Source organism: Pseudomonas sp. MYb118 (assembly GCF_040947875.1).
GTDB lineage: Bacteria > Pseudomonadota > Gammaproteobacteria > Pseudomonadales > Pseudomonadaceae > Aquipseudomonas.
Map to the genome: position 1 here is coordinate 1,376,196 of NZ_JBFRXN010000002.1, position 26,995 is coordinate 1,403,190.

Genomic DNA, 26,995 nt, shown 5'->3' on the forward strand with positions numbered 1-26,995 from the left:
CTGGAAACAATCGTGTCCCTTGCACCAGAACGCTTCACCCCCGCCTTCGGCCTTGGCAACCCGCACTTGCAGACCTTGTGGGGACCGCTCTGGCGCAAAACCACCCACATCGAACGCGAGCGCGAGCGCTTGTGGCTCGAAGACGGCGACTTTCTCGACCTGGACTGGCACGGCCCACACAACGCCGAAACGCCGCTGGTACTGGTCCTGCACGGCCTGACCGGCTCATCCAATTCGCCCTACGTGGCCGGCATCCAGAAGGCCCTGGGCGAACAGGGCTGGGCCAGCGTCGCCCTGAACTGGCGTGGCTGCTCCGGCGAGCCCAACCTGTTGCCGCGCAGTTACCACTCCGGCGCCAGCGAAGACCTCGCCGAGGCCATCGCACACCTGGGGGCCAAGCGTCCCATGGCGCCGCTGTACGCGGTGGGTTATTCGCTGGGCGGCAATGTCCTGCTCAAGCACCTGGGCGAGGCCGGCAGTGACAGCGGCGTGCTCGGCGCCGTGGCGGTGTCGGTGCCGTTCCGCCTGGACCAGTGTGCCGACCGGATCGGCCAGGGTTTCTCCAGGGTCTACCAGGCGCACTTCATGCGCGAGATGGTTGCCTACATCAAGAACAAGCAGCGCCAGTTCCAGCACGACGGGCGCGAAGACAGTCTGGCGAAGCTGGCGGCCCTGGGCTCGCTGGAAAACATGCGCACCTTCTGGGACTTCGATGGCCGCATTACTGCGCCGCTGCACGGCTTCGCCGATGCGCAGGATTACTACCGCCGCGCCTCGAGCCGCTATTTTTTGGGCGAGATTCGCACGCCGACCCTGATCATCCAGGCCGCCGACGATCCGTTCGTGTTCCCCCACAGCCTGCCACAGGCTGACGAGCTGTCCGCCAGCACCGAGTTCGAGCTGCAAGCCCAGGGCGGGCACGTCGGCTTCGTCGATGGCTCGTTCCGCCAACCGGGCTACTACCTGGAACGGCGCATCCCGCAGTGGCTGGCCGCCACCGGTCGGGGCTGACGCGATGGACGGCGGCGAGTCGATCCGTTTCTGGCAAACCGCGCCGCTGGCCGGGGTCGAGCTGTTGTCGGCGCGCTACATCGACCACCGTTTCGCCCCCCATGTGCACGACGGCTTCGTGATCGGCATGATCATGGCCGGCGCCCAGCGTTATCGCTATCGCGGCGCCGAGCACCTGGCGGGCAGCGGCACGCTGGTGTTGATCAACCCCGATGAAGTGCACACCGGCCACAAGGGCACCGAGGACGGCTGGCTGTACCGGGCGTTCTATCCGGATACCGGCAAGATCCTTTCGCTGCTGACCGAGCTGGAACTGCCGACCCATGCCTTGCCGGCGTTGGCGCCACGCTGTACCGCGACCCGGACCTGGTCAACGGCTTCTGCCAGCTGCACCGCCTGCTGGAAAGCCCGGCCACCGCGCTGCAACAGCAAACTGCCTGGCGCGAACTGATGCTCTCGCTGTTACAACGCCACGCCGCCGTGCCGGATGCGGGCAAACCGGGCAAGGAACACCGCGCCGTGACGCGGGCCAAGGAGCTGCTGCACGAGCGGTTGGCGGCGCCACCGTCCCTGGAAGAGCTGGCGGAGGCGGTGAACCTGTCGCCCTTCCACTTCGCCCGGGTGTTCCGCCACGCCACCGGCATCCCGCCGCACACCTGGCTGATGCAGCAGCGCATCGCCCGCGCGCGCACGTTATTGCAGGGTGGCTGCCTACCGCTGGAAGTGGCCACGCAACTGGGGTTTGCCGACCAGAGTCATTTGAGCCGGCAGTTCAAGCAGGTGTATGGGGTGGGGCCTGGGGCGTATCGCAGGGCGCGGCAAGAAACCGGATTCTGAGAGCCGAGATGTTCCCATTGTGGGAGCGAGCCTGCTCGCGATGGCTGCGTGTCAGTTCCGATATTGCCAACTGATGCACCGCAATCGCGAGCAGGCTCGCTCCCACAGAGGGGGATCTGTGATGAGCCTACTCGCCAGTCGCGATCCCCCGCCCCGGATCATTGATCCACTCACTCCACGACCCGGCATACAGCGAACCCAACGGATACCCCGCCAGACACAGGGCGAACAGGTTGTGGCACGCCGTCACCCCCGAGCCGCAGTACGCCACCAGGTCGGTCGGCGAGCGGTTGCCCAGTTTTTCGGCAAAGCGCAGCTTGAGCTGATCGGCCGGCAGGAAGCGCCCGTCGCTGCCCAGGTTGTCGGTGAAGGCCGCGCATTGCGCACCGGGGATGTGCCCGGCAATCGGGTCGATGGGCTCGACTTCGCCCTTGAAGCGCGGCAAGGCGCGGGCATCGAGCAGGGTCAGGGCGGGTTGGCCGAGGCGCTGTTGCAGCTGTTCGGCGCTCAACAGCAATGATTTGTCCGGGGCGCCGTCGAAGTAGCCGCGCTGGACCTGCGGTGCATCCAGGCTCAACGGCAGGCCCGCCGCATGCCAGGCCTTGAGCCCGCCATCGAGGATGAACACGCCGTCGCGCTTGCCCAGCCATGCCAGCAACCACCAGGCCCGCGCCGCGAAAGCGCCCGGACCGTCGTCATACAGCACCACTTCGCTGTCGGCATTGATGCCCCAGGCCTGTAACCGTTCAAGCAGCGGCGCCGGCTCCGGCAGGGGGTGGCGCCCGGTCACACCCTTGGTCACCGCCCCGCTCAAGTCGCGCTCGAGGTCGGCAAAGCTCGCCCCGGCGATGTGCCCTTCGGCGTAGCTGCGCTGACCGTAATCCGGGTCTTCGAGGGCAAAACGACAATCGAGGATCACCAGCCCCGGCTGCTCCTTCTTCAGGTCCAACGCTTGTGGGCTGATCAATTGCGCAATGGGCATAACGGGGCTCCAGTGAGGGTCGTTACCGAATCCTACCGCAGTTCGTCAGCCCACTTCCTCCAGCGCCTGGGCGAGCGGTACATAAAACTCTTCGAACAGCGCGTTGACCTCATCGCGGGCCTGCTCGGTGACGAAGCCGGCCTCCAGCACCAGCACCTGGTAAACCCCGCGCTTGATCGCCTGTTCGCTCAGGTGATTGGAGTTTTCCCGCGTGGTGCACAGAAACCGCACCCAGGACGTCAGGATGATCCAGGCATTGATCGTCAGGGATTCGATCTGCACCCGGTCCATCTTGAGGATGCCGGCCTCGACGAAGCCCTTGTAGATCGCCGTGCCCTGGATCACGCAGCGCTGGGAAAAGCGCCGGTAGCGCGCGGCCAGCTCCGGGTCGCTGTCGAGCAGGTGCTCGAGGTCGCGATGCAAAAAGCGGTAGCGCCACATGGCCGCCAGCAGCTCCTTGAGGTAGTAGCGCTTGTCCTCGACCGTGGCGGCACGCCCCTGGGGTGGGCGCAGGAAGCTGTCCACCAGGCTTTCGTACTCACTGAACAGCACGGCGATGATCGCCTGCTTGTTGGGGAAGTGGTAGTACAGGTTGCCCGGGGAAATTTCCATGTGGGCAGCAATGTGGTTGGTGCTGATGCTGCGCTCACCCTGCTGGTTGAACAGCTCCAGGCTGTTCTGCACGATGCGCTCGCTGGTTTTAATCCTGGGTGCCATGACTTGAGCTTTAATCCAGAGTGCGTTGATGGGCATCTTACGACCTATCCGCGAGTGGATAAAACAAAGCCGTGTCGGGATGTCATTTGACTTTATAGAGCATAGACTCTAAAAAGCTCTTCACCACATTAAAACAAGAGAGATGACCATGACGGCTGACATCGCCTACCTGCAAGACCTGCAGCAGCCCCTGGCAGAGCTCCAAAGCCTGTTCGACGCCCAGCGCGCCGCCTACGCCGCCAACCCGATGCCGCCCGCCGCGCAGCGCCAGCAGTGGCTCAAGGCCCTGCGCGAGCTGCTCAACAATGAGCGCCAGGCCCTGATCGAAGCCATCAGCCAGGACTTCAGCCATCGCAGCGCCGATGAGACCCTGCTCGCCGAACTGATGCCCAGCCTGCACGGCATTCATTACGCCAGCAGTCACCTCAACGGCTGGATGAAACCCTCGCGGCGCAAGGTCGGCCTGGCCTTCCAGCCCGCAGCGGCCAAGGTCGTCTACCAGCCACTGGGCGTGGTCGGGGTGATCGTGCCGTGGAATTACCCGCTGTACCTGGCCATCGGCCCGTTGGTCGGCGCCCTGGCGGCGGGCAACCGGGTGATGCTCGAACTCAGCGAGTCGACCCCCGCCACTGGCTTGCTGCTCAAGCAACTGCTGGGGCGGATCTTTCCCGAAGACCTGGTGGGCGTGGTGCTCGGTGAAGCCGACATCGGCGTCGCCTTCTCCCGGCTGCCTTTCGATCACCTGCTGTTTACCGGCGCTACCAGCATCGGCAAGCATGTAATGCGCGCCGCCGCGGAAAACCTGACCCCGGTCACCCTGGAATTAGGCGGCAAGTCGCCGGCCATTGTCTCGCGCGACGTGCCGCTCAAGGACGCCGCCGAACGCATCGCCTTCGGCAAGACGCTCAACGCCGGGCAAACCTGTGTGGCGCCGGACTACGTACTGGTGCCGGAAGACCGGGTAGGCTCTTTCGTCGAAGCCTATCGCCAGGCGGTTCGCGGGTTTTATCCGACCCTGGCAGACAACCCGGACTACACCGCAATCATCAATGAACGACAGCTGGCTCGACTCAACGGCTACATCAGCGACGCCACCAGCAAAGGCGCGCTGCTGATCCCGCTGTTCGACCAGGGCCAGGCCCGTCGGATGAATCACAGCCTGCTGCTCAACGTCAGCGACGACATGGTGGTGATGCAAGACGAAATCTTCGGCCCGCTGCTGCCCATCGTGCCGTACAGCGACCTGGACCAAGCATTTGCCTACATCAATCAGCGACCACGGCCACTGGCGCTGTATTACTTCGGCTACGACAAGCGCGAACAGAACCGCGTGCTCCATGAAACCCACTCCGGCGGCGTGTGCCTCAACGACACTCTGCTGCACGTCGCCCAGGACGACATGCCCTTCGGTGGCGTCGGCGCCTCGGGCATGGGTCATTACCACGGCCACGAAGGTTTCCTGACCTTCAGCAAGGCCAAGGGCGTGCTGGTCAAACAGCGCTTCAATGCCGCGAAGCTGATCTACCCGCCCTACGGCAAATCCATCCAGAAGCTGATCCAGAAGCTGTTCATCCGCTAACGCTGCTCTGCTCGGGTAATAACAATAATGAGCCCAGGCCTGTCCGATACACCCGCGCTGTCGCGGCGCGGCTTGCTGCAACTGAGTCTCGGGGCGACCGCCTTCCTCGCCACCGCCGGGTTGGGCGCCAGCCTCAGTGGCTGCTCGTCGAGCATTCCAGCCGATGGTTTTGCCGTGCTGCGCAGCGCCGACCTGCTGTTTTTGCGCGCGTTGGTCCCGGTGATGCTCGACGGCGCCGTGGCCGTCGAAAAGCTGCCGGATGCCGTCGAAGGCACCCTGCACAGCCTGGATAACGGCCTGGCGCACCTGTCGCCGGAAATGCTCAAGCTGACCCGGCAATTGTTCGACGTCCTGGCCATGGCCGTAACGCGCGGACCCTTGACCGGGATCTGGGGCAGTTGGGAAAACGCCAGTCCCGAGCAGATGCGGCATTTCCTCGCCCGCTGGCAGAACAGCTCGCTGAGCCTGTTGCGCATGGGGCACAGCTCGTTGCAGCAGATGGTGATGATGGCCTGGTATGGCCGGCGCGAATCCTGGGTTCACTGCGGGTATCCGGGGCCGCCGGTGGTCTGATAGATCGAGTCGACCCCATCGCGGGCAAGCCCGCTCCTACAGGTTCTACGCCCCCCCCCTGTAGGAGCGAGCTTGCTCGCGATGGCGTCCGGAAGAACAACTCATAAAGAAAAGAATAAGAGAGCACCCCAAATGCCCGTACCCGACCCGTTCCGCGAAGGCATGGCCCGTGGCTGGAAAACCCGCAATGCCGCGCAACTCACCGAAGACCTGACCCTGCAGGCCGACGTGGCGATCGTCGGCAGCGGCGCGGGCGGTGGCACCACCGCTGAAATCCTCAGCGCCGCCGGCTACAAGGTGCTGTTGATCGAAGAAGGTCCGCTCAAGACCAGCAGCGACTTCAAGCTGCTCGAAGACCAGGCCTACACCCAGCTCTACCAGGAAGGCATCGGCCGCATGAGCAAGGACGGCGCCATCACCATCCTGCAAGGCCGCGCAGTGGGTGGTTCCACGCTGATCAACTGGACCTCGAGCTTCCGCACGCCCGAGCCGACCCTCGAACACTGGGCCCGCGAGCACAACGTCAAGGGCCACAGCCCGGCCGAGATGGCGCCGTGGTTCGAGAAGATGGAGCAACGCCTCGGCGTCGCCCCCTGGATGGTCCCACCCAACGCCAACAACGACGTGATTCGCAAGGGCTGCGAGAAGCTCGGCTACGCCTGGCACGTCATCCCGCGCAACGTGCGCGGCTGCTGGAACCTGGGGTATTGCGGCATGGGCTGTGCGGTCAACGCCAAGCAGTCGATGCTGGTCACCACGATCCCGGCGACCCTGGAACAGGGCGGCGAACTGCTGTACCTGGCCCGCGCCGAGAAATTGGTGATCAAAGGCGATCAAGTCACCGGCCTGGAATGCGTGGCGATGGACGAGCGCTGCGTGGCGCCCACGGGCAAGACCATCACGGTCAAGGCGCGGCACTACGTGCTGGCCGGCGGCGGGATCAACAGCCCCGCCCTGCTGTTGCGCTCCGATGCACCCGACCCGCACCGGCGCCTGGGCAAGCGCACCTTCCTGCACCTGGTAAACATGTCCGCCGCGCTGTTCGACGAGGTGATCAACCCGTTCTACGGCGCGCCGCAGTCGATCTACAGCGACCATTTCCAGTGGCAGGACGGCGCGACCGGCAAGATGGCCTACAAACTCGAAGTGCCGCCCCTGCACCCGGCGCTGGCCGCCACCCTGCTCGGCGGTTTTGGCCAGGACAACGCGCAGCGCATGGCGCAACTGCCCCACACCCACGCCATGCTGGCCTTGCTGCGCGACGGTTTTCACCCTGACAGCCCCGGCGGCAGCGTCGAGTTGCGCGGCGACAACACGCCGGTGCTCGACTATCAGGTCTCGCCCTACGCCTGGGACGGCGTGCGCCGGGCCTTCCACAGCATGGCCGAGATCCAGTTCGCCGGCGGTGCCAGAGCGGTGATGCCGATGCACGCGGACGCCGGCTACGTGAAAACCCTGGCCGAAGCGCGCTCGCTGATCGACGGGCTGAGCCTTGAGCTATACCGCACACGCCTGGGCAGTGCCCATGTGATGGGCGGTTGCGCCATGGGCGAAGACGCGAAAAACGCCGTCACCGACAGCCTGGGCCGGCATCACCAACTGGGCAACCTGTCGGTCCACGATGGCTCGCTGTTCCCCACCAGCATTGGCGCGAACCCGCAGTTATCGGTCTACGGGCTGACCGCGCAACTGGCGACTTCCCTCGCCGAACGTTTAAAAACGGCTTGAAAAGAGCGAATATTCCCATGGTCTATAGTGCTTTCTTACCGATCATGCGACTTGGCCGACCGGGACGGCTGCGATACCATCCGACTCCCCAACGGACTCCCGCCAGGACGACGCGATGAACCGAGTGTTGTACCCAGGTACCTTCGACCCTATTACCAAGGGCCATGGCGATCTGGTCGAGCGTGCCTCGCGCCTGTTCGATCATGTGATCATCGCCGTCGCCGCCAGCCCGAAGAAAAACCCGCTGTTCCCGCTGGAACAACGTGTGGAGCTGGCCCGCGAGGTCACTAAACATCTGCCGAACGTTGAAGTCGTCGGCTTCTCCACGCTGTTGGCGCATTTTGCCAAGGAGAAGAACGCCAATGTGTTCCTGCGCGGCCTGCGCGCGGTGTCGGACTTCGAATACGAATTCCAGCTGGCCAACATGAACCGCCAACTGGCACCGGATGTGGAGAGCCTGTTTCTCACCCCGTCCGAGCGTTATTCGTTCATTTCCTCGACCCTGGTCCGTGAAATCGCGGCCCTGGGCGGCGACATCACCAAGTTCGTCCACCCTGCCGTGGCCGACGCCCTGACCGAGCGCTTCAAGAAGTAGCATCCGTCCCTGCCGGAGCCAGCACGCTGGCCCCGGCAGCGCCAATGCGGCACAATTGCGCCCATTGGTTTATTGCGCCAGGGTTGTCCGCCCCGGCTGGAGTTAGCATGTCCCTGATCATCACCGACGATTGCATCAACTGCGACGTCTGCGAACCCGAGTGCCCGAACGCCGCCATTTCCCAAGGCGAAGAGATCTACGTGATCGACCCTAACCTGTGCACGCAGTGCGTCGGCCACTACGACGAACCTCAGTGCCAGCAGGTCTGCCCGGTGGATTGCATCCCGCTGGACGAGGCGCATCCGGAGACTGAAGAGCAGTTGATGGAGAAGTACCGCAAGATTACCGGGAAGGCTTGAGTACGCCATCGCGAGCAGGCTCGCTCCCACAGGATCACCAATAACCCTGTGGGAGCGAGCCTGCTCGCGATTGGGTTTCAATGCTCGAACTGACTCACTCCCGCTGCTCAAACCCCTCCCCAATGCACCCCAGGCACCGCACGAACGCCGCCTTCCCCGGGTCGACCACCAGCGCCTGCCCCGCCTCGCCGACATTGCCGCCCAGCGCAGTGAAGGGCAGCGACACCACGAACGCCCCCGCACCGATCACCGTCGCGGCAATCAGCAAGGGCCGGGCGATCAGCAGATCGCCAAGCATGGCGTAGGCCGGTGGGTTCTGGATGGTGTAGCGTGGGTCCCCGCTGCCGGTATTTGACGCCAGCGCGGGCGCACCGACGCTCAGCATCACAACAACGGCAAGGGTTCGAAACAGGTTCATGGCACGGTCCTTCGACTGGTCAGTAAGAATACTGACTATAGACCGTCGGTTTTTTCAGCTCTGGCAACGCGGGCAAAACACGCTGGCGCGCTGGCCGAGCTTGACCTCGCGCAGTTGCGTCCCGCAGACCTTGCAGCCCTCGCCACCACGACCGTAGACGAACAATTCCTGCTGGAAATAGCCGGGTTGGCCGTCGCCACCAATGAAATCACGCAACGTGGTGCCGCCGCGCTCGATGGCGGCCGCCAGCACCCGCTTGATCTCGATGGAGAGCTTCAGGTAGCGCGCCCGGGAAATGCTCCCGGCCTCGCGACGCGGGTCGATGCCGGCGGCGAACAAGGCTTCGGTGGCGTAGATATTGCCGACGCCCACCACCACCGCGTTGTCCATGATGAACGGCTTGACCGCCATCGAGCGCCCGCGCGATTGCTGGAACAGGCGCTCGCCATCGAACAGGTCGGTGAGCGGTTCCGGCCCCAGGCGAGCCAGCAATTCGTGGTTGAGCGGGTCGAGGCTCCAGAGCATCGCGCCAAAGCGGCGCGGGTCGGTGTAGCGCAGGGCCAGGCCCGATTCCAGCTCGATGTCCACATGCTCGTGCTTGGCCGCCGGCATGCCGATTTCCACCAGGCGCAAATTGCCCGACATGCCCAGGTGACTGATCAGCGTGCCCACTTCGGCGTTGATCAACAGGTACTTGGCGCGGCGCTCGACCAGCACGATGCGCTGGCCGGACAGCCGCACATCGAGGTCCTCGGGGATCGGCCAGCGCAGGCGCCGGTCACGCACGATCACCCGGCTGACGCGCTGGCCCTCCAGGTGGGGGGCGATGCCGCGGCGGGTGGTTTCGACTTCCGGCAGTTCAGGCATGAGGCTCTCGGGTCAGGCGTCGGACACTCAGTGGTGAGTGCCGAGATCGCGAATCGTTTGTTTGAGGGTCTCGAAATCGTAATCCGACAGCCCGACATAATCGAGCACCAATGGCGCGATGCAATTCCATTCGTGGTCCTCGGTCTGGTTACCCAGTACACGGTAGGACGCACAGATGTGTTCGGCCATCTTCAGGATCGCCAGCAGGTTTTTCAGCTGGCTGTTGCGCGAGGATTCATCGCTGAAGATGCGCAGCGCATTGTGATGGTTGGCGATCGCGGTGCTGACGTGCTCCGGCAGGCGCCAGGATTTGGCCGTGTAGTAACCGACCACCGAGTGGTTGGTGTTGAACACACGGTTTTCGGTGTCCACCACCCGGCATTCGGCGCTCGCGCTGGCGTAGGCTTCTTCCAGCACGGTCATGTAGTTGGGGAAACGCTGCAGCATCAGCGGCACGCCGCAGTCGTGGAACAGCCCCAGCGCGTAGGCTTCATCGCCCGCCTCGACGCCGATGCGCTTGGCCAGGGTCAGGCAGGTCATGGCCACGTCCTGCGCGGTGTCCCAGAAACGGTTGAGGGTGACGATGGTGTCGTCGTTCATTTCACCCTTGATCGACTGCGCGTTGATCAGGTTGATGATCGAACGGCTGCCCAGCAGGTTCACCGCACGCTGGATCGAGGCGATCTTGTTGCTCAGGCCGTAATACGGCGAGTTGACGATCTTGAGCAGGGAACCGGAAAGACCCGGGTCCTGGGAGATCAGCTTGGCGATCACCTCCAGGTCCGGGTCGGGCATGTACTGCTCCATTTGCAGATCCACCATGATCTGCGGCTGGGCTGGCACGCTGATGCCTTGCAGGGACTGTTGGATCTGTTCGGGAGTCAGGTCTTGGGACATTAGTACACACTCTTGGAGAGACGCTGATTCTAGCTTCTAAATCCTGGATCCGAAATTCAAATATCAGGCCCAAGGGTGTCACCGCATGTCCAGCGCTGAACCTGCGCGGGCTGCAACACGGTATACTCCCGCTCTTTTTTTCCGGAGCGACGACATGTCCCTGCCTAGCCTGCGCCTCAAAGCCAACGCCGACCGTCGCCTGCGAAACGGCCACTTGTGGGTCTACAGCAACGAAATCGACGTAGCCGCCACGCCCCTGCACGGTTTCAAGGCCGGCGACCAGGCGATCCTCGAAGCTGCCGGCGGCAAGCCGCTGGGCATCGTCGCCATGAGCCCGAACAACCTGATCTGCGCCCGTGTCCTGTCCCGCGACATCAAGCTGCCGCTGGACAAGTCGTTGCTGGTACACCGCCTGAACGTGGCCCTGTCGATTCGCGACCGCCTGTTCGACAAGCCGTTCTACCGCCTGGTTTACGGCGATTCGGACCTGCTGCCGGGCCTGGTGGTCGACCGTTTCGGCGACATCCTGGTGGTGCAGATCGCTTCGGCGACCATGGAAGCGCACAAGGATGACGTGATCGCTGCGTTGACCCAGGTGCTCAAGCCCAGCGGCATCCTGTTCAAGAACGACTCGGCAGCCCGCGACGCCGAAGGCCTGGAGCGCTACGTCGACACGGTATTCGGCGTGGTGCCGGAGTGGGTCGCACTGGAAGAGAACGGCGTGAAGTTCGAAGCACCGGTCATCCAGGGCCAGAAAACCGGCTGGTTCTACGACCACCGCATGAACCGCGCCCGCCTGGCTCCGTATGCCAAAGGCAAGCGCGTGCTCGACCTGTACAGCTACATCGGCGGCTGGGGCGTGCAAGCGGCCGCGTTCGGCGCCAGTGAAGTGTTCTGCGTCGATGCCTCGGGCTTCGCCCTCGACGGCGTCGAGCGCAACGCCGCACTGAACGGTTTCGCCGACAAGATGACCTGCCTCGAAGGCGACGTCTTCGAAGCCCTGAAAGAGCTCAAGGCCAGCGAAGAACGCTTCGACGTGATCGTCGCCGACCCACCGGCGTTCATCAAGCGCAAGAAAGACATGAAAAATGGTGAAGGCGCCTACCGCCGCCTGAACGAGCAAGCCATGCGCCTGCTGACCAAGGACGGCATCCTCGTCAGCGCCTCCTGCTCGATGCACCTGCCCGAAGACGACCTGCAAAACATCCTGCTCACCAGCGCCCGCCACCTGGACCGCAACATCCAGATGCTCGAACGCGGCGGCCAGGGCCCGGACCACCCGGTCCACCCGGCAATCGTCGAAACGCGCTACATCAAGAGCATTACCTGCCGGTTGCTGCCGAATAGCTGATTGATACCCCTGTAGAAGCGAGCTTGCTCGCGATGCGTTGTGTCAGGCAAAACAATTGTCGGCTGACACGCCCCATCGCGAGCAAGCTCGCTCCTACAGAGGACAGCTGTTCAGATCCAGATGGCATCCCATAGCGGATATTCGCCGATATGGCTGACCAGGCCGGCGCGCAAGGGATTGGCGATGACGTAGCGTGCCGCCGCTTTCAAGTCTTCCTCTTTGCGCAACGCGCGATCGAAATAACCTTTCTGCCAAAGCCTATCGGCGCGACCCAGATGTTGATTGATGACGCGGGCGCTCAAGGACTTGGCCGTGCGCATCAATTTCGGTAAATCCCCATTGTGCAATTCCACCAGCCAGTGAAAGTGATCGGGCATCACCACCCAGGCGATGGAGGTGGCTTTGCCGGATTCCTGCGCTCTTCTGAATTCATGCACAAGCAGGCGACCCACACGCCAATCCTTGAAGAAGGGTTCCCGCTGATAGGTAACCGCTGTCAGTAAATAAATCCGGCCATGCTCCGAATGTCGGCCATAACGCAGCCGGTGACCCTGTGGTGTACTGGACATTCCGTTGTCCTCTTCCCTGATTGAAAGAGAAAACGGTAGCCGCCTCGTACCAAGCCAGCGCAGCAAAAGCGCATCTGGATGTGTAACGCCAACCCCTGTAGGAGCGAGCTTGCTCGCGATGCGTTGTGTCAGCAAAACAAATGCCGGCTGACAGGGCGCCATCGCGAGCAAGCTCGCTCCTACAGGTTTTGCGTCAAGCCAACACCCGCTCCACACGTCTCGCCAACACGCCCACCCATTCCCTCCAGCCGCCAGCCGTGTAGAATCGCGAACATTCATCGCCATTCATCCCCCGGCGGGTTTATGAGCTCAAGCTGAAGCGCGCGGCGATCCCGCAAAGTTATCGGCAGCGTCCCGGACACACGGCCATTTCCAAGTGTTCCAGGCGTCAATAGAAGCTCACTTCCCTTTTGATACCTGATTAGCCGCCCGGAGTGCTTCATGCCTGATTACCGCTCGAAAACATCCACCCACGGCCGCAACATGGCCGGCGCCCGTGCCTTGTGGCGCGCCACGGGGATGAAGGATGACGACTTCAAGAAGCCGATCATCGCCATTGCCAACTCGTTCACCCAGTTCGTACCGGGCCACGTCCACCTCAAGGACCTGGGCCAACTGGTCGCCCGCGAGATCGAACGCGCCGGCGGTGTGGCCAAGGAATTCAACACCATCGCCGTGGACGACGGCATCGCCATGGGCCACGACGGCATGCTGTACTCGCTGCCGAGCCGCGAGATCATCGCCGACTCCGTCGAGTACATGGTCAACGCCCACTGCGCCGACGCCATCGTCTGCATTTCCAACTGCGACAAGATCACCCCTGGCATGCTGATGGCCGCCCTGCGCCTGAACATCCCGGTGATCTTCGTCTCCGGCGGCCCGATGGAAGCCGGCAAGACCAAGCTGGCCAGCCACGGCCTGGACCTGGTCGACGCCATGGTGATCGCCGCCGACTCCAGCGCTTCTGACGAGAAGGTTGCCGAGTACGAGCGCAGCGCCTGCCCGACCTGCGGTTCGTGCTCCGGCATGTTCACCGCCAACTCGATGAACTGCCTGACCGAAGCCCTGGGCCTGGCCCTGCCGGGCAACGGTTCGACCCTGGCCACCCACAGCGACCGCGAGCAGCTGTTCCTGCAGGCGGGCCGCACCATCGTCGAGCTGTGCAAGCGCTACTACGGCGAGAACGATGAGTCGGTGCTGCCGCGCAACATCGCCAACTTCAAGGCGTTCGAAAACGCCATGATGCTCGACATCGCCATGGGCGGTTCGACCAACACCATCCTGCACCTGCTGGCCGCCGCCCAGGAAGCCGAGATCGCCTTCGACCTGCGCGACATTGATCGCCTGTCGCGCAAGGTACCGCAGCTGTGCAAGGTGGCGCCGAACATCCAGAAGTACCACATGGAAGACGTGCACCGCGCTGGCGGCATCTTCAGCATCCTCGGTTCCCTGGCCCGTGGCGGCCTGCTGCACACCGACCTGCCGACCGTGCACAGCCGCAGCATGGAAGAAGCCATCGCCAAGTGGGACATCACCCAGACCGACGACGAAGCCGTGCATCACTTCTTCAAGGCCGGCCCGGCAGGCATCCCGACGCAAACCGCGTTCAGCCAGTCGACCCGTTGGGAAACCCTGGACGACGACCGTGAAAACGGCTGCATCCGCAGCTTCGAACACGCCTACTCCAAAGAAGGCGGCCTGGCCGTGCTCTACGGCAACATCGCCCTGGACGGCTGCGTGGTGAAAACCGCCGGCGTCGACGAGTCGATCCACGTGTTCGAAGGCAACGCGAAGATCTTCGAAAGCCAGGACAGCGCCGTACGCGGCATCCTCGCCGACGAAGTGAAGGAAGGCGACATCGTCATCATTCGCTACGAAGGTCCGAAAGGCGGCCCGGGCATGCAGGAAATGCTCTACCCGACGTCCTACCTGAAATCCAAGGGCCTGGGCAAAGCCTGCGCCCTGCTCACCGACGGCCGTTTCTCCGGCGGCACCTCGGGCCTGTCCATCGGCCACGCTTCCCCGGAAGCCGCTGCCGGCGGCGCGATTGGCCTGGTGCAGGATGGCGACAAGGTGCTGATCGACATTCCGAACCGCTCGATCAACCTGTTGATCAGCGACGAAGAACTGGCCGCGCGCCGCGTCGAGCAGGACAAGAAAGGCTGGAAACCGGCTGAAGTGCGCCCACGTAAAGTGACCACCGCACTGAAGGCCTACGCCCTGCTGGCCACCAGTGCCGACAAGGGTGCGGTGCGTAACAAGGCGATGCTTGACGGGCTGTAAGCGTCAGTTGCCGCAATGAAAATGCCCCGCCATGTGCGGGGCATTTTTGTTTCTACCGGCCACCGCCCTCCCCCTGTAGGAGCGAGCTTGCTCGCGATGGTAGACCAGACACCGCGGGGTATCAGGTAGTCAGCGTTATCGTTGACGTCCATCGCGAGCAAGCTCGCTCCTACAGGGTTCAGCGAGCGGTTGATCATTCCCACGCAGAGCGTGGGAGCGATCAGGTCAAGCGACGCGGTCTTACTGGATCTCCTCAGGCTTGACGATCACCCAGTTCTTGTCCGCCGTTACCGGCAGCCCTTGCTTGGCCTGGGCTTCGGCGTTCTTGGTCATCATGCCGTTGAGCTGGGTCATGTATTTGTCCTTGCGGTTGATCCACAGGTGGATGCCGCCCTTGGCCACGTCGACATCGTGGAACAGCATGTAGCCGTCGCTGGTCGGTGTGTCGCCGCCAACCAGCACCGGTTTTTTCCACTCGTCGATGTAGGTCAGGATCGCTGCGTGTTTACCGGCCATCCAGGTCGCCGGGGTCCACAGGTAGGGGGTCAGTTCCAGGCCGAGGTTGGCCTTCTCGTCGTATTTGCCGGCAGTGATCTGTTTGCGCGCAGTGGTCAGCTCACCGGTCTTGCGGTCCTTGAGCAGCAGCGAAACGCCGATCACATTCTGCGGTTTGACGTTGTAGCCGTACTTCGGATCGGCAGCGACCATGCGCACCAGTTCTTCGGAGGCGGCGGTCATCACGTAGACCTCGATGCCGTTCTCCATCAGCTTGTTGTACAGCTCCTGCTGGCCGGTGAAGATTTTCGGCGGGTTAACGTCGAGTTTCTTGACCACATCGCCTTCGTAGTAAGTGGCCGGCACCGGCTTGCCGGAGGCCATCAGCTCATCGACGTAGCCCTTGAGCTCCTGCAACGTGAAGCCCGAGAACACTTGGGCAACCCATGGGTAGCACACCATGTCGTCGATTTCGCAGAGGCGGTAGTAGTAGCTGAACAGGCTTTCCTTGTGGTCGGCGGTGTCCTTGAACGGGATCAGTTTCAGCGACGGGTCGAGTTTGTCGCGGGTGATCAGGCCCTTGTTTTCCATGAACGGCAACAGCGACTCTTCAAGGTCGTAGCGGTAACTGGTGTTGTCCATGTCGAACACCGCGTAGTTACCCTTGTTGGCGTTGGCCGCGATCATCGCGTCCAGGGCCTTGGCCTGATCGGCGGGCCAATGTTTCAAATCCGTGGCGAGGGCCTGGCCGGCCAGACCCAGGCTCAGACTCAATCCCAATGCGGCCAGAAATTTCGGTGCTAGCTTCATCGACATCGCTCCCTGTTTGGAAAAGATCGACGCTAACAAATAAGTGTGACAGCCCTCGTCTGTCAGCGACCGCACACGTCCCTTTCGCGTCAGTTGCATCGCTGACAGCGACATGCGCTTATTCCAAAAACGACAGTCGCCAGACCATTTCGGTATTAATTCATTGCAAATCAAGCTGTTAGGCTTGCCGGTTCGCAGCTGCTCCCAGAGTGGCTGGCACAAGTCACTCGGAGTTTTTATGAATCTGCCGCTGATTCTCAATCTGTTGGTGTTCCTCGCCCTGCTCCTGGGCCTGGCGCAAACCCGTCACACCAGCTGGAGCCTGGCGAAGAAGGTCCTGCTCGCGCTGGCACTCGGCGTGGTGTTCGGCATCGCCCTGCACACGATTTATGGCGCTGGCAATCCGGTGCTGAAAGCCTCGATCGGCTGGTTCGATCTGGTGGGCAACGGTTACGTGCAGTTGCTGCAAATGATCGTGATCCCGCTGGTGTTCGCCTCGATCCTCAGCGCCGTGGCCCGGCTGCACAATGCCTCGTCCCTGGGCAAGATCAGCTTCCTGACCATCGGCACCCTGCTGTTCACCACCGCCATCGCGGCGCTGATCGGTATCGGCCTGACCAACCTGTTCGGCCTGACCGCCGACGGCCTGGTGGCCGGCACCCAGGAAATGGCGCGCCTGCAAACCATCCAGACCGACTACGCCGGCAAGGTCGCCGACCTGAATGTGCCGCAACTGCTGCTGTCGTTCATCCCGCAGAACCCGTTCGCCGACCTGGCCCGCGCCAAGCCGACGTCGATCATCAGCGTGGTGATCTTCGCCGCCTTCCTCGGCGTTGCCGCGTTGCAACTGCTCAAGGATGACGCCGAAAAAGGTCAGAAAGTGATCAACGCCATCGACACCCTGCAAGCCTGGGTGATGCGCCTGGTGCGCCTGGTGATGAAGCTGACCCCCTACGGCGTGCTGGCGCTGATGACCAAGGTGGTGGCCGGTTCCAACCTGCAGGACATCATCAAGCTGGGCAGTTTTGTGGTGGTGTCCTACATCGGCCTGGGCCTGATGTTTGTCGTCCACGGCGTGCTGGTGTCGGCGGCCGGGATCAATCCGCTGCGTTTCTTCCGCAAGATCTGGCCGGTGCTGACCTTCGCCTTCACCAGCCGTTCGAGCGCAGCGACCATCCCGTTGAGCATCGAAGCACAGACCAGTCGCCTGGGCATCCCGCAATCGGTCGCCAGTTTCGCCGCCTCGTTCGGTGCGACCATCGGCCAGAACGGCTGCGCCGGTTTGTACCCGGCCATGCTCGCCGTGATGGTGGCGCCGACCGTGGGCATCAACCCGCTGGACCCGCTGTGGATTGCCACGCTGGTGGCCATCGTCACCCTGAGTTCGGCCGGTGTGGCGGGCGTGGGTGGCGGCGCGACGTTCGCCGCGTTGATCGTGCTGCCGGCGATGGGCTTGCCGGTGTCACTGGTGGCGCTGCTGATTTCCGTCGAGCCGCTGATCGACATGGGGCGCACAGCGTTGAACGTGAGCGGTTCGATCACGGCAGGGGCGATTACCAGCCAGGTGATGCAGCAGACCGATAAGGCGCTGCTTGAGGCGGATGAGCATTCGGCGTTGGCTCACGCTTAAGATTTTCGGGGCCTGTCAGGGCCTCATCGCGGGCAAGCCCGCTCCCACAAGGGTCTCGGTCGAACACAGATTGTGTGAACACAAAGATCCCTGTAGGAGCGGGCTTGCCCGCGATGCTTTTAGGCTTTTTAAGCTCTTTCCCAAACCTCGAAACTGTAGGCCGGCTTGTCCCCCTCCGCCGGGTTCTGCACATTGGAAACCAGCTTCCATTGCTGCACATCGAACTCGGGAAACCACGCATCCCCCTCAGGGCTCAGCGCCACGCGCGTCAGGTACAGGCGATCGGCCTGGGCCAGGCCCTGGGCGTACAACTGCGCCCCGCCAATCAGCATCAGCTCATCGACGCCCTGTTCCTTCGCCCACGCCTCGGCGCGCACCACGGCGGCTTCCAGCGAGGGGTAGACCTCGGCGCCTTCGAGCACCAGACCGGCCTGGCGGCTGACCACGATGTTCAGGCGTCCCGGCAACGGACGACCGAGCGAATCCCAGGTCTTGCGACCCATGATGATCGGCTTGCCCAGGGTAGTGGCCTTGAAGTATTTGAAATCCCCCGGCAGGTGCCAGGGCATGCTGTTGTCGACGCCGATCACACGGTTTTCACCGAGGGCTGCGATCAGGCTTAAGGGGAGTGATTTAGTCATGCCGGCGAGGATACCAGAGCCTTCCGTACCCCGATAAGCGCAGCAGCGGTTATGCTCACAGTTCAATGGAGCGACGGGATGGCGCGTGACTGAACTGAATGACCTGTGGCTGACGGAAACCATCCGCCTGCGTGAAGAGCACGCCGGCCCCCTGGACGACCTGGAAGCCAACCGAGTGGCCCGCAGTGCCGGCGGCGACCTGCCCGCGCGCATTCAACGCCGCGCCCTGTGGCTGGCCGAGCGCGACGGCCTGACCAATGCGCTGCGCCACTGGCTGCAAGGCGCGCGACTGGCGCTGCTGGTGCTGGCCGTGCTGGCGGTGATCAGCGGCGCCGGGCTGGCCTTTGCCGCGCTGGGCGACGGGCAACGACCGGTGAATGTGTTCTGGGCCCTGGGCAGCCTGCTGGGGCTCAATCTGATTCTGCTGCTGAGCTGGGCGCTGGGCCTGCTGTTTGCCGGCGAGCACGGCGCGACGCTGGGGCGCCTGTGGTTGTGGCTCAGCGAAAAACTCGCCCGCGACGCCAAGGCCGCGCAACTGGCGCCGGCGCTGCTGTTGTTGCTGCAACGGCACAAACTCAATCGCTGGGCCCTCGGCGTGCTGGTCAACGGCCTGTGGCTGCTGGCGATGCTCAGCGCCCTGGTCATCCTGCTGACGCTGATGGCCACCCGGCGCTACGGTTTTGTCTGGGAAACCACCCTGCTCGGCGCCGACACCTTCGTCGCCATGACCCAGGCCCTCGGCGCCCTGCCTGCCCTGCTGGGTTTCAACGTGCCGACGGTGGAGATGATCCGCGCCAGCGGCGACGGCGCGCTGAACATCGAAAGCGCCCGGCAGGCCTGGGCCACCTGGCTGGTCGGTGTGCTGGTGGTCTATGGCGTGCTGCCGCGCCTGCTGCTGGCGCTGTTGTGCCGCTGGCGCTGGAGGTGCGGGCGCGCCACCCTGAAGCTCGACCTGAACCTGCCGGGCTTCGCGCAACTGCGCGAACGCCTGATGCCCACCAGCGAGCGCCTGGGCATCAGCGATGCCGCACCCGAGCAACTGCACCGCGTGCAAACCTCCAGCAGCGATCTGCAAAGCGCTGGCGCGTTGCTGGTGGCCATCGAACTCGACGACCAGCGCCCCTGGCCGCCGGCCCTGCCGAAAAACGTCAGCGACGCGGGCGTGCTCGACAGCCGTGAATCGCGGCAAAAACTCCTCGAACAGCTCAGTCGCTTCCCGCCGGCACGGCTGGCCATCGCCTGCGATCCGCGCCGCTCACCGGACCGCGGCAGCCTCGCGCTGATCGCCGAACTTGCGCGCAACGCCAGCGCCACGCGGGTCTGGCTGTTGCAGGCGCCACCCGGCGAAGCGCTGGATGGCGAACGCCTGGGCGACTGGCATGTGGCGTTGCAGCAACTGGAATTGCCCTACGCCGACAGCGCGCCGCTGAACTGGCTGGAGACCGGTCATGACTAGTTCCTGGAAACCGCCGCTGAAGCTCGCCGTGGTCGGCCACACCAACGTCGGCAAGACCTCGTTGCTGCGCACGCTGACCCGCGACGTCGGTTTCGGCGAGGTGTCCCATCGGCCCAGCACCACGCGGCACGTCGAAGGTGCGCGGCTGTCGGTGGACGGCGAGCCGTTGCTCGACCTGTTCGACACGCCGGGCCTGGAAGACGCCATCGCCCTGCTCGACTACCTCGAACGCCTGGAGCGACCGGGCGAACGCCTCGACGGCCCGGCCCGCCTGGCGCGTTTTCTCGAAGGCAGCGAAGCGCGCCAGCGTTTCGAACAGGAAGCCAAGGTGCTGCGCCAACTGCTCACCTGCGACGCCGGCCTCTATGTGATCGACGCCCGTGAACCGGTGCTGGCCAAGTACCGCGACGAACTGGAAGTGCTGGCCAGTTGCGGCAAACCGCTGCTGCCGGTGCTCAATTTCGTCAGCAGCGCCAACCACCGCGAACCGCAGTGGCGCGAAGCCCTGGCACGCCTGGGTCTGCATGCGCTGGTGCGTTTTGACAGCGTGGCGCCGCCGGAAGATGGCGAGCGCAGGCTGTATGAAAGCCTGGCCCTGTTGCTGGAAAACGCCCGCGAACAATTGCAGCGCCTGATCGCCGATCAACAGGCCCAACGCCTGGCCCGTCAGCACAGTGCGGCGCGGTTGATCGCCGAACTGCTGGTCGATTGCGCGGCCTGCCGGCGCAGCGTGGCCAGCGATGCCGAACAGGAACAGCAAGCGGTCGGCGAGCTGCGCAAGGCGGTTCGCCAGCGCGAGCAACGCTGCGTCGAAGCCTTGCTCAAGCTCTACGCCTTCCGCCCGCAGGACGCCGCCGCCAGCGACTTGCCGCTGCTCGATGGGCGCTGGGGCGACGACCTGTTCAACCCCGAGACCCTCAAGCAACTGGGCGTGCGGGTCGGCGGCGGTATTGCCGCCGGTGCGGCCGCCGGGGCCGGGGTCGATCTGCTGGTGGGCGGCATCACCCTCGGCGCCGCCGCCCTGGCCGGGGCGATTGCCGGCGGTGCGCTGCAAACCGCACGCAGTTATGGCAGCCGCCTGCTGGGCAAGCTCAAGGGCCAGCGCGAATTGACCGTGGACGACAGCGTGCTGCGCCTGTTGGCCTTGCGCCAGCGGCAATTGCTGCAAGCATTGAACGCCCGCGGGCATGCGGCACTGGACAGCATCCAGGTGGCCACGCCCCAGGACAAGACCTGGCGCGAGGGCAAACTGCCCGAGGCGCTGACCCGCGCGCGGGCGCATCCGCAGTGGTCGTCGCTCAATCCGCAGGCGAAGTTGAGCCAGGCGGAGCGGCAGGAGGTGGTTGAGGGGTTGGCTCAGCAGCTTTGATTTTGGGGTTGAACCCATCGCGAGCAGGCTCGCTCCCACAGTAGATTTTCGGTGAACACAAAATCTGTGGATACCCTAAATCCCTGTGGGAGCGAGCCTGCTCGCGATGAATGCGACGCGGTCTACGACCTGGCCAAAACCCTGACCGCCATCCCCTTCAACACCCCAAGGTCCATCACCGGCACCCACATCTGCTTGGCCATTTCATCCCACTGGCGCATGCGCAAACTCACCGCGCAGAGTGGGTCCTGCTCGAAGGCGTGCGCTTCTTCGGCACTCATCACCCCACCCTGGTACTCCAGGGTTCGCCGGCTCGCTTCGCTCAGGCGCTCGTAGTACCCAGGCTCCTTGAGTGTCAGGTAACGCTTGGCCTGCACGTGGTACTCCACCAGCCGGGCCAGGCGTTCGCTGAAACCGGCGCGGCGCAGGTAGTCGGCGCCCAGGCGTTCATGGCTGACCACACCGAAGCCGCCCATGTTCTGCGCGTCCTCGGCGCAGATGTGCCCGATGTCGTGGAAGAACGCCGCCAGCACCACTTCATCGTCGAAGCCCTCGGCTATCGCCAGCTCGGCGGCCTGGGACATGTGCTCGATCTGCGACACCGGTTCGCCAATGTAGTCGTGATCGCCAAAGCGTTCGTACAAGCCGAATACCTGCTCGATCACCTGCGCATGCGCGTTCATCAACGTTCCCCCAACAGGGTCGCGACGTTGCGCTCGGCCATCGCCGGCCCGACGCTCATACCCACGCCGGTGTGCATCAGCGCCACGCTCACGCCCTCGGCCGGGCGCAGGAACGAGAACGGCCCCGGCCCGCGCGAGCCGTAGACCCCCTGCCAACGCTCGACCACCTGCACCTTGCAGCGCAGCGTCTGCTCGGCCAGTTCGAGCATCCAGTTGTCCACCTGCTCGGCATTGAACGGCGAGGCGTCGCTGCCGTAGTGGTGCGAATCGCCGATGATCAGTTCGCCATAAGGCGTCGGGCTGATCAGCAGGTGAATGCCATTTTCATGCAGGTGCGGTTCATCACGCAGGATCTGCGCCTGCACCGCCCGGGCCTCGGGCAGGTCGGCGAAGGCGCCGTAATGCACGCCACTCAAACCGGTGAGCAGCGCGTGTTGCAGGTTCAGGTTGACCTGCGGCCGGGCGCGGAGCATTTGCAGGCGGCAGACTTGCGGCTCGAGGGCGGCAATCGGCTCGGCCAGCAGCGTCTGATAATCGTGGCCGGAGCAGACGATGATCTGTTCGGCGCTGAAGCTGCCCGCCGTGCTGTGCAGGCGGCCGGGTTCGATATCGCGCACCAGGGTCGAGAAGTGGAACTCGACGTTCAGTTCGCGGCGCAGGTAGTCGATCAGCGCTGGCAGCGCTTCACGGGAATACAGTTGCTGGTCGTCCAGGCCATGCAGCGCCGCGCGGTGATGGCTGAACTGACCGCCGTACAGGTCACGCAGGGCGGCGCCGCGCAGCAGCTCGACGCGGTAGCCGTATTCCACGGCGCGACCGGCGCAGAAGGCTTCGAGCAGGTGTTCTTCCGCTTCGTTACGGGCAAACAGGTACGAGCCGTTGCGCTTGAGTTGCAGGCCGGCGACTTGCGCCCACTGGCCCCAGATGTCGCGGCTTTGCCTGGCCAGTTCGAGCATGATTCCCGGCGGCTGGCCGGTGACCAGCGCCTGGCCGAAGTTGCGCACCGAGGCGCCGAGCGGCGTGGCGCTGCGCTCGAAAACGCGAACCCTGAGGCCACGGCGGGCGGCGGCGTAGGCGTGGGACAGACCGAGAATGCCGGCGCCGACGATGAGCAGGTCGTTGTGGTGTGTCATTGGGTTTTTTCTCTGAATTCAAGACCGCCATCGCGAGCAAGCCCGCTCCCACAGTGGTGGTGTGTGCGCCACAAATTTCCTGTGGGAGCGAGCCTGCTCGCGATGCGGTTTTACTTGGCGGCCACTTTCTCGGACTTGCCGTCATAGCGCTTGCGCCACTCGGCCAGGATCTCGTCGCGGTTTTTCGAGGCCCAGGCAAAGTCGTTCTTGATCAGGCGCTGTTCGTAGTCGGCCGGCAGTTCGGTCTGCGGCTTGGCGATACCCGGCTGGGCCAGCACGGCGAAGTTTTCTTTGTACAGTTCCATCGCCTCGGGGCTGGCCGAGAAGTCCGCGAGTTTCTTCGCTGCCTCTTCGTGTGGCGTGCCCTTGATCACCGCCGTCGCCTCGATCTCCCAGCCCAGGCCTTCCTTCGGCAGGATGATGTCCAGCGGCGCGCCCTGGCGCTTGAGTTGCACAGCCGGGTATTCAAAGGAAATACCGATCGGGAATTCACCGGCAGCAGCCAGCTTGCACGGCTTGGAACCGGAGTGAACGTACTGGCCGATGTTCTGGTGCAGGTCGTCCATGTACTGCCAGCCCTGTTTCTCGCCGAAGGTCTGCAACCAGGCGCTGACATCGAGGAAGCCGGTGCCGGACGACGCCGGGTTCGGCATGACGATCTTGCCCTTGTACTCAGGCTTGGTCAGGTCCTGCCAGCTCACGGGCTTGGTCAGGCCCTGCTTTTCCGCTTCGACGCTGTTGAAGCAGATGGTCGCGGCCCAGACGTCCATGCCGACCCAGGCTGGCGGGTTGGCGGCGTCGCGGTAGTTGCCGCCGATCTTGGCCAGGTCCTTCGGTGCGTAGCTTTGCAGCATGCCTTGCTGGTCGAGAATCGCCAGGCTGGAGGCGGCCAGGCCCCACACGGCGTCCGCCTGCGGGCGGGCTTTTTCCGCGAGCAGCTTGGCGGTGATGATGCCGGTGGAGTCGCGCACCCACTTGATCTCGACGTCCGGGTTGGCCTTTTCGAAAGCTTGCTTGTAGGTCTTCAGTTGTTCGGCTTCGAGGGCGGTGTACACCGTCAACTCGGTTTTCGCCGCGAAGGCGTTCAGGCTGAAAGCGGTAAGGACAGCAGCGGCCAGGGCCATGGGCTTGAACATGATCTTTTTCCTGTAGTGAGTTGTGGGTGGCAAACGCCGGGCGAATCAGTGACCGGGCGCGCTCTGCCGCCAGGCTTGGGAGCGGCGCAGCAAGCCGCGCGAAGCCCAGGCCAGCAGCAGGGACACGCCCGCCGAGGTGAACAGAATCAGGGTCGACATCGCGGCCGCGCCGCCGACGTTGCCGGCGTCATCCATGTTCAGCACCGCCACCGCCGCGAGGATGGTGTCGGGGCTGTAGAGGAAGATCGCCGCCGAGACGGTGGTCATGGCCGAGACGAACAGGTAGCGCACGATGTCGAGCAAGGCCGGCAGGCAGATCGGCACGGTGACGCGCAGGTAATGCCGATACAGCGGCGCCTTGAGCGACAGCGCGGCGGCTTCGAACTCGGCATCCAGCTGGCGTAGCGCAGTGGTCGCGGTCATTTGTGCGGTGGTCAGATAGTGAGCGATGGTGCACACCACCAGCAGGGTCATGGTCCCGTAGAGCACATGCAGCGGGTTGCCGGTGAGGTTGAAGAAGAAGACGTAGCCCAGGCCCAGCACCAGCCCCGGCACCGCCATCGGTACGAAACTGAGCAGGCGCAGCGCCAGGTTCAGACCGCGCTGGCCTTTGGTCTTTTCCATCAGGTAGGCACCGGTGAAGATCAGCACGCTGCCGATCAGCGCCGAGTACACGGCCATCTTCACGCTGTTGCCGTAGGCCAGCCAACCGCCGCCGGCGGTGTCGCTGAACTGGTAGTGGTTGAGCGACAGCGACAGGTTGTACGGCCAGAACTTCACCAGGGACGAGAACACCGCCATGCCGAACACGCCGAGCAACGCCGCGCAGATCAGCAGCACGATGGCCAGGTAGCCGGCATCACGACGCTTGGACGGCGTCGGTTTGAACACCTGCGCCCGACCGCTCATGGAGTCGCCATGACGGCGACGCAACCAGGCATCCACGCCGAAACTCAGCAGCGCCGGCAGCAGCAGGACCATGCCGATCAACGCCCCACGACCGAACTGTTGCTGGCCGACCACCGCCTTGTAGGCTTCCAGCGCCAACACCTGATAGTCGCCACCGACCACCACCGGCACGCCAAAATCGGTGATGGTCAGGGTGAACACCAGGCAGAACGCGGCGAACACCGCCTGGCGCGTGGCCGGCCAGGTGATGCTGCGAAAGGCCTTGGCGGGGCTGGCGCCCATGCTCGAGGCGGCGTCGAACAACCGCGCATCCGCCAGGGACAGCGCCGACAGCAGAATCATCAGGGCGTGTGGGAAGGTGTAGATGACCTCACCCAGCACGATGCCCCAGAAGCCGTAGATGTTGTCCGACAGCAAGCCACGCAGCATGCCCTGGTTGCCGAACAGGTAGACCAGCGCGATACCCGGCAGCATCGACGGCGCCATCAGCGGTAGCAGCGAGATGCCGCGCCACAGACCTTTGCCGGGAATCAACGTGCGTTGCAGGGCGTAGGCAAACAGGTAGGCCAGCGGCACGACGATGGCCGCAACGCTCAGGGAAACCTTCAGGCTGTTACCCAGCAGCCAGTGGAAATTGGCGCTGCCGAGCAACTCACGGGCAGCGACCCATCCCCCGCCCTGCCCGGCTTCGCCGCTGAAACCGCGCCAGAAGATCGCCAGCAGCGGCATCAGCACCGCGATACCCAGCAACACCAACAACAGCACCTTGCCGCCGACCACGAACAGCCGGTCGCCGAGCTCGGCACGGGAGACCTGCCGCACCTGCTTGCGCGACATCGGCAGCGCGACGTTGGCGCTCATCAGGCAAACACCTGCAGGCTGCGGGGTGGCAAGGCGACCATGATCTGCTGGGCGCCGAGGCGCGGCATGGCTTCCGGCGCCAGCTCCGCCAACAGGGCGTGGCCGGGCAACTGGTCGAGTTCGAAGCTCATGCGGCAGCGGTTGCCGAGGAAGGTGATTTCGCGAACCCGGGCCGGGAACAGGTTTTCCTCGTGCACCAGCGGATTCACGCTGATCGCCTCAGGACGGCAGAACAGGCGGCCAGAGGCGGTCTTCGCGCAGCCATCCTGCAGGCGCATGTTCATCCCGCCAACCCGGGCGTGACTGTCGCTGCTGCGATGGAACGGCAGCCAGTTGCCCTGGCCGACGAACTCGGCGACGAAGGGCGTGGCCGGACGATCGTAGATTTCCTGCGGCGTGGCGTATTGCTCGACCTTGCCGTTGTTCATCACGGCAATACGGTCGGCCATGAGCATGGCCTCATCCTGGTTGTGCGTGACCATCAGCGTGGTGATGCCCAGGCTGCGCTGCAACTGGCGCAACTCGGTGCACAGGTGCTCGCGAACCCGCGCATCGAGCGCCGACATCGGCTCGTCCAGCAGCAACAACGAGGGCGACGGCGCCAGGGCGCGGGCCAGGGCAACCCGCTGTTGCTGGCCGCCGGACAATTGGCCGGGGTACTTTTTCTCACTGCCGGTCAGGCCGACCAGCTCCAGCATCTGACCGACCCGCTTACGCGTTTCCTCGCGACCACTGCCGGCGAGGCCGTAGGCAATGTTCGCTTCGACGGTGAGGTTGGGGAACAGCGCGTAGGACTGGAACAGGATGCCGTAGTCACGGGCCTGGGGCGGCAGGTCCGAGACGTTGCGGCCACCGAGGAACAACTCACCATCGTCCTGTTTCTCCAGGCCGGCGATGCAGCGCAGCAGCGTGGTCTTGCCGCAACCGGACGGGCCCAGCAGACACACCAGCTCACCGGCCGCCACGTCGAGGGAGACGTTATCCAGCGCAGTGAAGGCGCCGAAGCGTTTCTGCACGCCCCGCACCTTCATCGGTGCGCCGGGGGTGGTCAGGACAGTTGCGGTCGAGTGGTTCATGGACAGGCCTCATCTAGCAGATGAAAGCCA

The 26,995-nt window shown here is 64.0% G+C and carries 24 protein-coding genes and 1 pseudogene; 12 read left to right on the forward strand and 13 right to left on the reverse strand.

Annotated elements, in window-relative coordinates:
* Positions 1-12 precede the first annotated feature (12 nt).
* Both ABVN20_RS12175 and ABVN20_RS12180 read left to right on the forward strand, forming a co-directional pair.
* Positions 13-1,011 carry a hydrolase gene (locus tag ABVN20_RS12175; protein WP_368555878.1) on the forward strand — a complete coding sequence of 333 codons (999 nt, stop codon included), beginning with the start codon at positions 13-15 and terminating at the stop codon, positions 1,009-1,011.
* A 4-nt stretch (positions 1,012-1,015) separates the two neighbouring features.
* Positions 1,016-1,848, forward strand: a pseudogene (locus ABVN20_RS12180) (AraC family ligand binding domain-containing protein).
* Positions 1,849-1,975: 127 nt separating this feature from the next.
* Here the strand turns inward: ABVN20_RS12180 and ABVN20_RS12185 are convergent.
* On the reverse strand, positions 1,976-2,830 hold the full coding sequence (locus ABVN20_RS12185; RefSeq protein ID WP_368555879.1) for a sulfurtransferase: 855 nt from the start codon (positions 2,828-2,830) through the stop codon (positions 1,976-1,978).
* 45 nt (positions 2,831-2,875) lie between these two features.
* Positions 2,876-3,547, reverse strand: coding sequence for a TetR/AcrR family transcriptional regulator (locus ABVN20_RS12190; RefSeq protein WP_368555881.1), 672 nt, complete (start codon positions 3,545-3,547; stop codon positions 2,876-2,878).
* Positions 3,548-3,695: 148 nt separating this feature from the next.
* Here ABVN20_RS12190 and ABVN20_RS12195 point away from each other — a divergent pair, with 148 nt between their 5' ends.
* From ABVN20_RS12195 to ABVN20_RS12215, 5 genes are all read left to right on the forward strand, one after another.
* On the forward strand, positions 3,696-5,126 hold the full coding sequence (locus tag ABVN20_RS12195; RefSeq protein WP_368555882.1) for a coniferyl aldehyde dehydrogenase: 1,431 nt from the start codon (positions 3,696-3,698) through the stop codon (positions 5,124-5,126).
* A gap of 27 nt (positions 5,127-5,153) precedes the next feature.
* Complete coding sequence (locus tag ABVN20_RS12200; RefSeq protein ID WP_368555883.1) at positions 5,154-5,699, forward strand: twin-arginine translocation pathway signal protein; 546 nt, start codon at positions 5,154-5,156, stop codon at positions 5,697-5,699.
* Positions 5,700-5,831: 132 nt separating this feature from the next.
* Positions 5,832-7,427, forward strand: coding sequence for a GMC family oxidoreductase N-terminal domain-containing protein (locus ABVN20_RS12205; protein ID WP_368555885.1), 1,596 nt, complete (start codon positions 5,832-5,834; stop codon positions 7,425-7,427).
* Between the two features lie 115 nt (positions 7,428-7,542).
* Positions 7,543-8,022, forward strand: coding sequence for a pantetheine-phosphate adenylyltransferase (coaD, locus tag ABVN20_RS12210; protein WP_045059801.1), 480 nt, complete (start codon positions 7,543-7,545; stop codon positions 8,020-8,022).
* 107 nt (positions 8,023-8,129) lie between these two features.
* The gene (locus tag ABVN20_RS12215; RefSeq protein ID WP_003195146.1) at positions 8,130-8,381 is read left to right on the forward strand and encodes a YfhL family 4Fe-4S dicluster ferredoxin; all 252 of its coding nucleotides are present in this window, start codon (positions 8,130-8,132) and stop codon (positions 8,379-8,381) included.
* A gap of 94 nt (positions 8,382-8,475) precedes the next feature.
* Here the strand turns inward: ABVN20_RS12215 and ABVN20_RS12220 are convergent, their stop codons facing one another.
* The 3 genes from ABVN20_RS12220 to ABVN20_RS12230 are packed head-to-tail and all read right to left on the reverse strand — an operon-like array spanning position 8,476 to position 10,509.
* Positions 8,476-8,799 carry a multidrug transporter gene (locus ABVN20_RS12220; protein WP_368555887.1) on the reverse strand — a complete coding sequence of 108 codons (324 nt, stop codon included), beginning with the start codon at positions 8,797-8,799 and terminating at the stop codon, positions 8,476-8,478.
* A 54-nt stretch (positions 8,800-8,853) separates the two neighbouring features.
* A complete protein-coding gene (mutM, locus tag ABVN20_RS12225; protein ID WP_368555888.1) occupies positions 8,854-9,666 on the reverse strand; it encodes a bifunctional DNA-formamidopyrimidine glycosylase/DNA-(apurinic or apyrimidinic site) lyase in 813 nt (270 codons plus the stop codon).
* 27 nt (positions 9,667-9,693) lie between these two features.
* Positions 9,694-10,509 carry an HDOD domain-containing protein gene (locus ABVN20_RS12230; protein WP_368557700.1) on the reverse strand — a complete coding sequence of 272 codons (816 nt, stop codon included), beginning with the start codon at positions 10,507-10,509 and terminating at the stop codon, positions 9,694-9,696.
* A 208-nt stretch (positions 10,510-10,717) separates the two neighbouring features.
* On the opposite strand from ABVN20_RS12230, the gene ABVN20_RS12235 reads away from it, so the two are divergent.
* Positions 10,718-11,914 (forward strand): class I SAM-dependent rRNA methyltransferase, encoded by a 1,197-nt coding sequence (locus ABVN20_RS12235; protein ID WP_368555890.1) that lies wholly within the window; start codon positions 10,718-10,720, stop codon positions 11,912-11,914.
* A gap of 110 nt (positions 11,915-12,024) precedes the next feature.
* On the opposite strand, the gene ABVN20_RS12240 is transcribed toward ABVN20_RS12235, so the two are convergent.
* Entirely contained in the window at positions 12,025-12,483 is a 459-nt protein-coding gene (locus ABVN20_RS12240) for a transposase (protein ID WP_368557701.1), read from the reverse strand.
* Positions 12,484-12,924: 441 nt separating this feature from the next.
* On the opposite strand from ABVN20_RS12240, the gene ilvD reads away from it, so the two are divergent.
* Complete coding sequence (ilvD, locus tag ABVN20_RS12245) at positions 12,925-14,766, forward strand: dihydroxy-acid dehydratase (RefSeq protein ID WP_368555892.1); 1,842 nt, start codon at positions 12,925-12,927, stop codon at positions 14,764-14,766.
* A 240-nt stretch (positions 14,767-15,006) separates the two neighbouring features.
* On the opposite strand, the gene ABVN20_RS12250 is transcribed toward ilvD, so the two are convergent.
* A complete protein-coding gene (locus ABVN20_RS12250; RefSeq protein WP_368555893.1) occupies positions 15,007-16,071 on the reverse strand; it encodes a haloacid dehalogenase-like hydrolase in 1,065 nt (354 codons plus the stop codon).
* A 238-nt stretch (positions 16,072-16,309) separates the two neighbouring features.
* Between ABVN20_RS12250 and ABVN20_RS12255 the strand changes: the two genes are divergently transcribed.
* Entirely contained in the window at positions 16,310-17,701 is a 1,392-nt protein-coding gene (locus ABVN20_RS12255; protein WP_368555894.1) for an L-cystine transporter, read from the forward strand.
* A gap of 128 nt (positions 17,702-17,829) precedes the next feature.
* Here ABVN20_RS12255 and ABVN20_RS12260 read toward each other — a convergent pair whose 3' ends face one another.
* Complete coding sequence (locus ABVN20_RS12260) at positions 17,830-18,342, reverse strand: dihydrofolate reductase (protein WP_368555896.1); 513 nt, start codon at positions 18,340-18,342, stop codon at positions 17,830-17,832.
* An 85-nt stretch (positions 18,343-18,427) separates the two neighbouring features.
* Between ABVN20_RS12260 and ABVN20_RS12265 the strand changes: the two genes are divergently transcribed.
* The gene (locus tag ABVN20_RS12265; protein WP_368555897.1) at positions 18,428-19,798 is read left to right on the forward strand and encodes a DUF2868 domain-containing protein; all 1,371 of its coding nucleotides are present in this window, start codon (positions 18,428-18,430) and stop codon (positions 19,796-19,798) included.
* Positions 19,791-21,167, forward strand: coding sequence for a GTPase/DUF3482 domain-containing protein (locus ABVN20_RS12270; protein WP_368555898.1), 1,377 nt, complete (start codon positions 19,791-19,793; stop codon positions 21,165-21,167). Before ABVN20_RS12265 ends, ABVN20_RS12270 begins: the two co-directional genes overlap by 8 nt.
* 122 nt (positions 21,168-21,289) lie before the next feature.
* Here the strand turns inward: ABVN20_RS12270 and ABVN20_RS12275 are convergent, their stop codons facing one another.
* The 5 genes from ABVN20_RS12275 to ABVN20_RS12295 form a co-directional block, all read right to left on the reverse strand.
* On the reverse strand, positions 21,290-21,850 hold the full coding sequence (locus tag ABVN20_RS12275) for a phosphonate degradation HD-domain oxygenase (protein WP_368555900.1): 561 nt from the start codon (positions 21,848-21,850) through the stop codon (positions 21,290-21,292).
* Positions 21,850-22,983 (reverse strand): TIGR03364 family FAD-dependent oxidoreductase, encoded by a 1,134-nt coding sequence (locus tag ABVN20_RS12280; protein ID WP_368555902.1) that lies wholly within the window; start codon positions 22,981-22,983, stop codon positions 21,850-21,852. Before ABVN20_RS12280 ends, ABVN20_RS12275 begins: the two co-directional genes overlap by 1 nt.
* 110 nt (positions 22,984-23,093) lie before the next feature.
* A complete protein-coding gene (locus tag ABVN20_RS12285; protein ID WP_368555903.1) occupies positions 23,094-24,119 on the reverse strand; it encodes a putative 2-aminoethylphosphonate ABC transporter substrate-binding protein in 1,026 nt (341 codons plus the stop codon).
* 45 nt (positions 24,120-24,164) lie between these two features.
* Positions 24,165-25,889: a putative 2-aminoethylphosphonate ABC transporter permease subunit gene (locus tag ABVN20_RS12290; protein WP_368555904.1), complete on the reverse strand. Its 1,725-nt coding sequence runs from the start codon at positions 25,887-25,889 to the stop codon at positions 24,165-24,167.
* On the reverse strand, positions 25,889-26,965 hold the full coding sequence (locus ABVN20_RS12295) for a putative 2-aminoethylphosphonate ABC transporter ATP-binding protein (protein ID WP_368555906.1): 1,077 nt from the start codon (positions 26,963-26,965) through the stop codon (positions 25,889-25,891). The genes ABVN20_RS12290 and ABVN20_RS12295 overlap by 1 nt, the downstream gene beginning before the upstream one ends.
* Between the last annotated feature and the right edge of the window lie 30 nt (positions 26,966-26,995).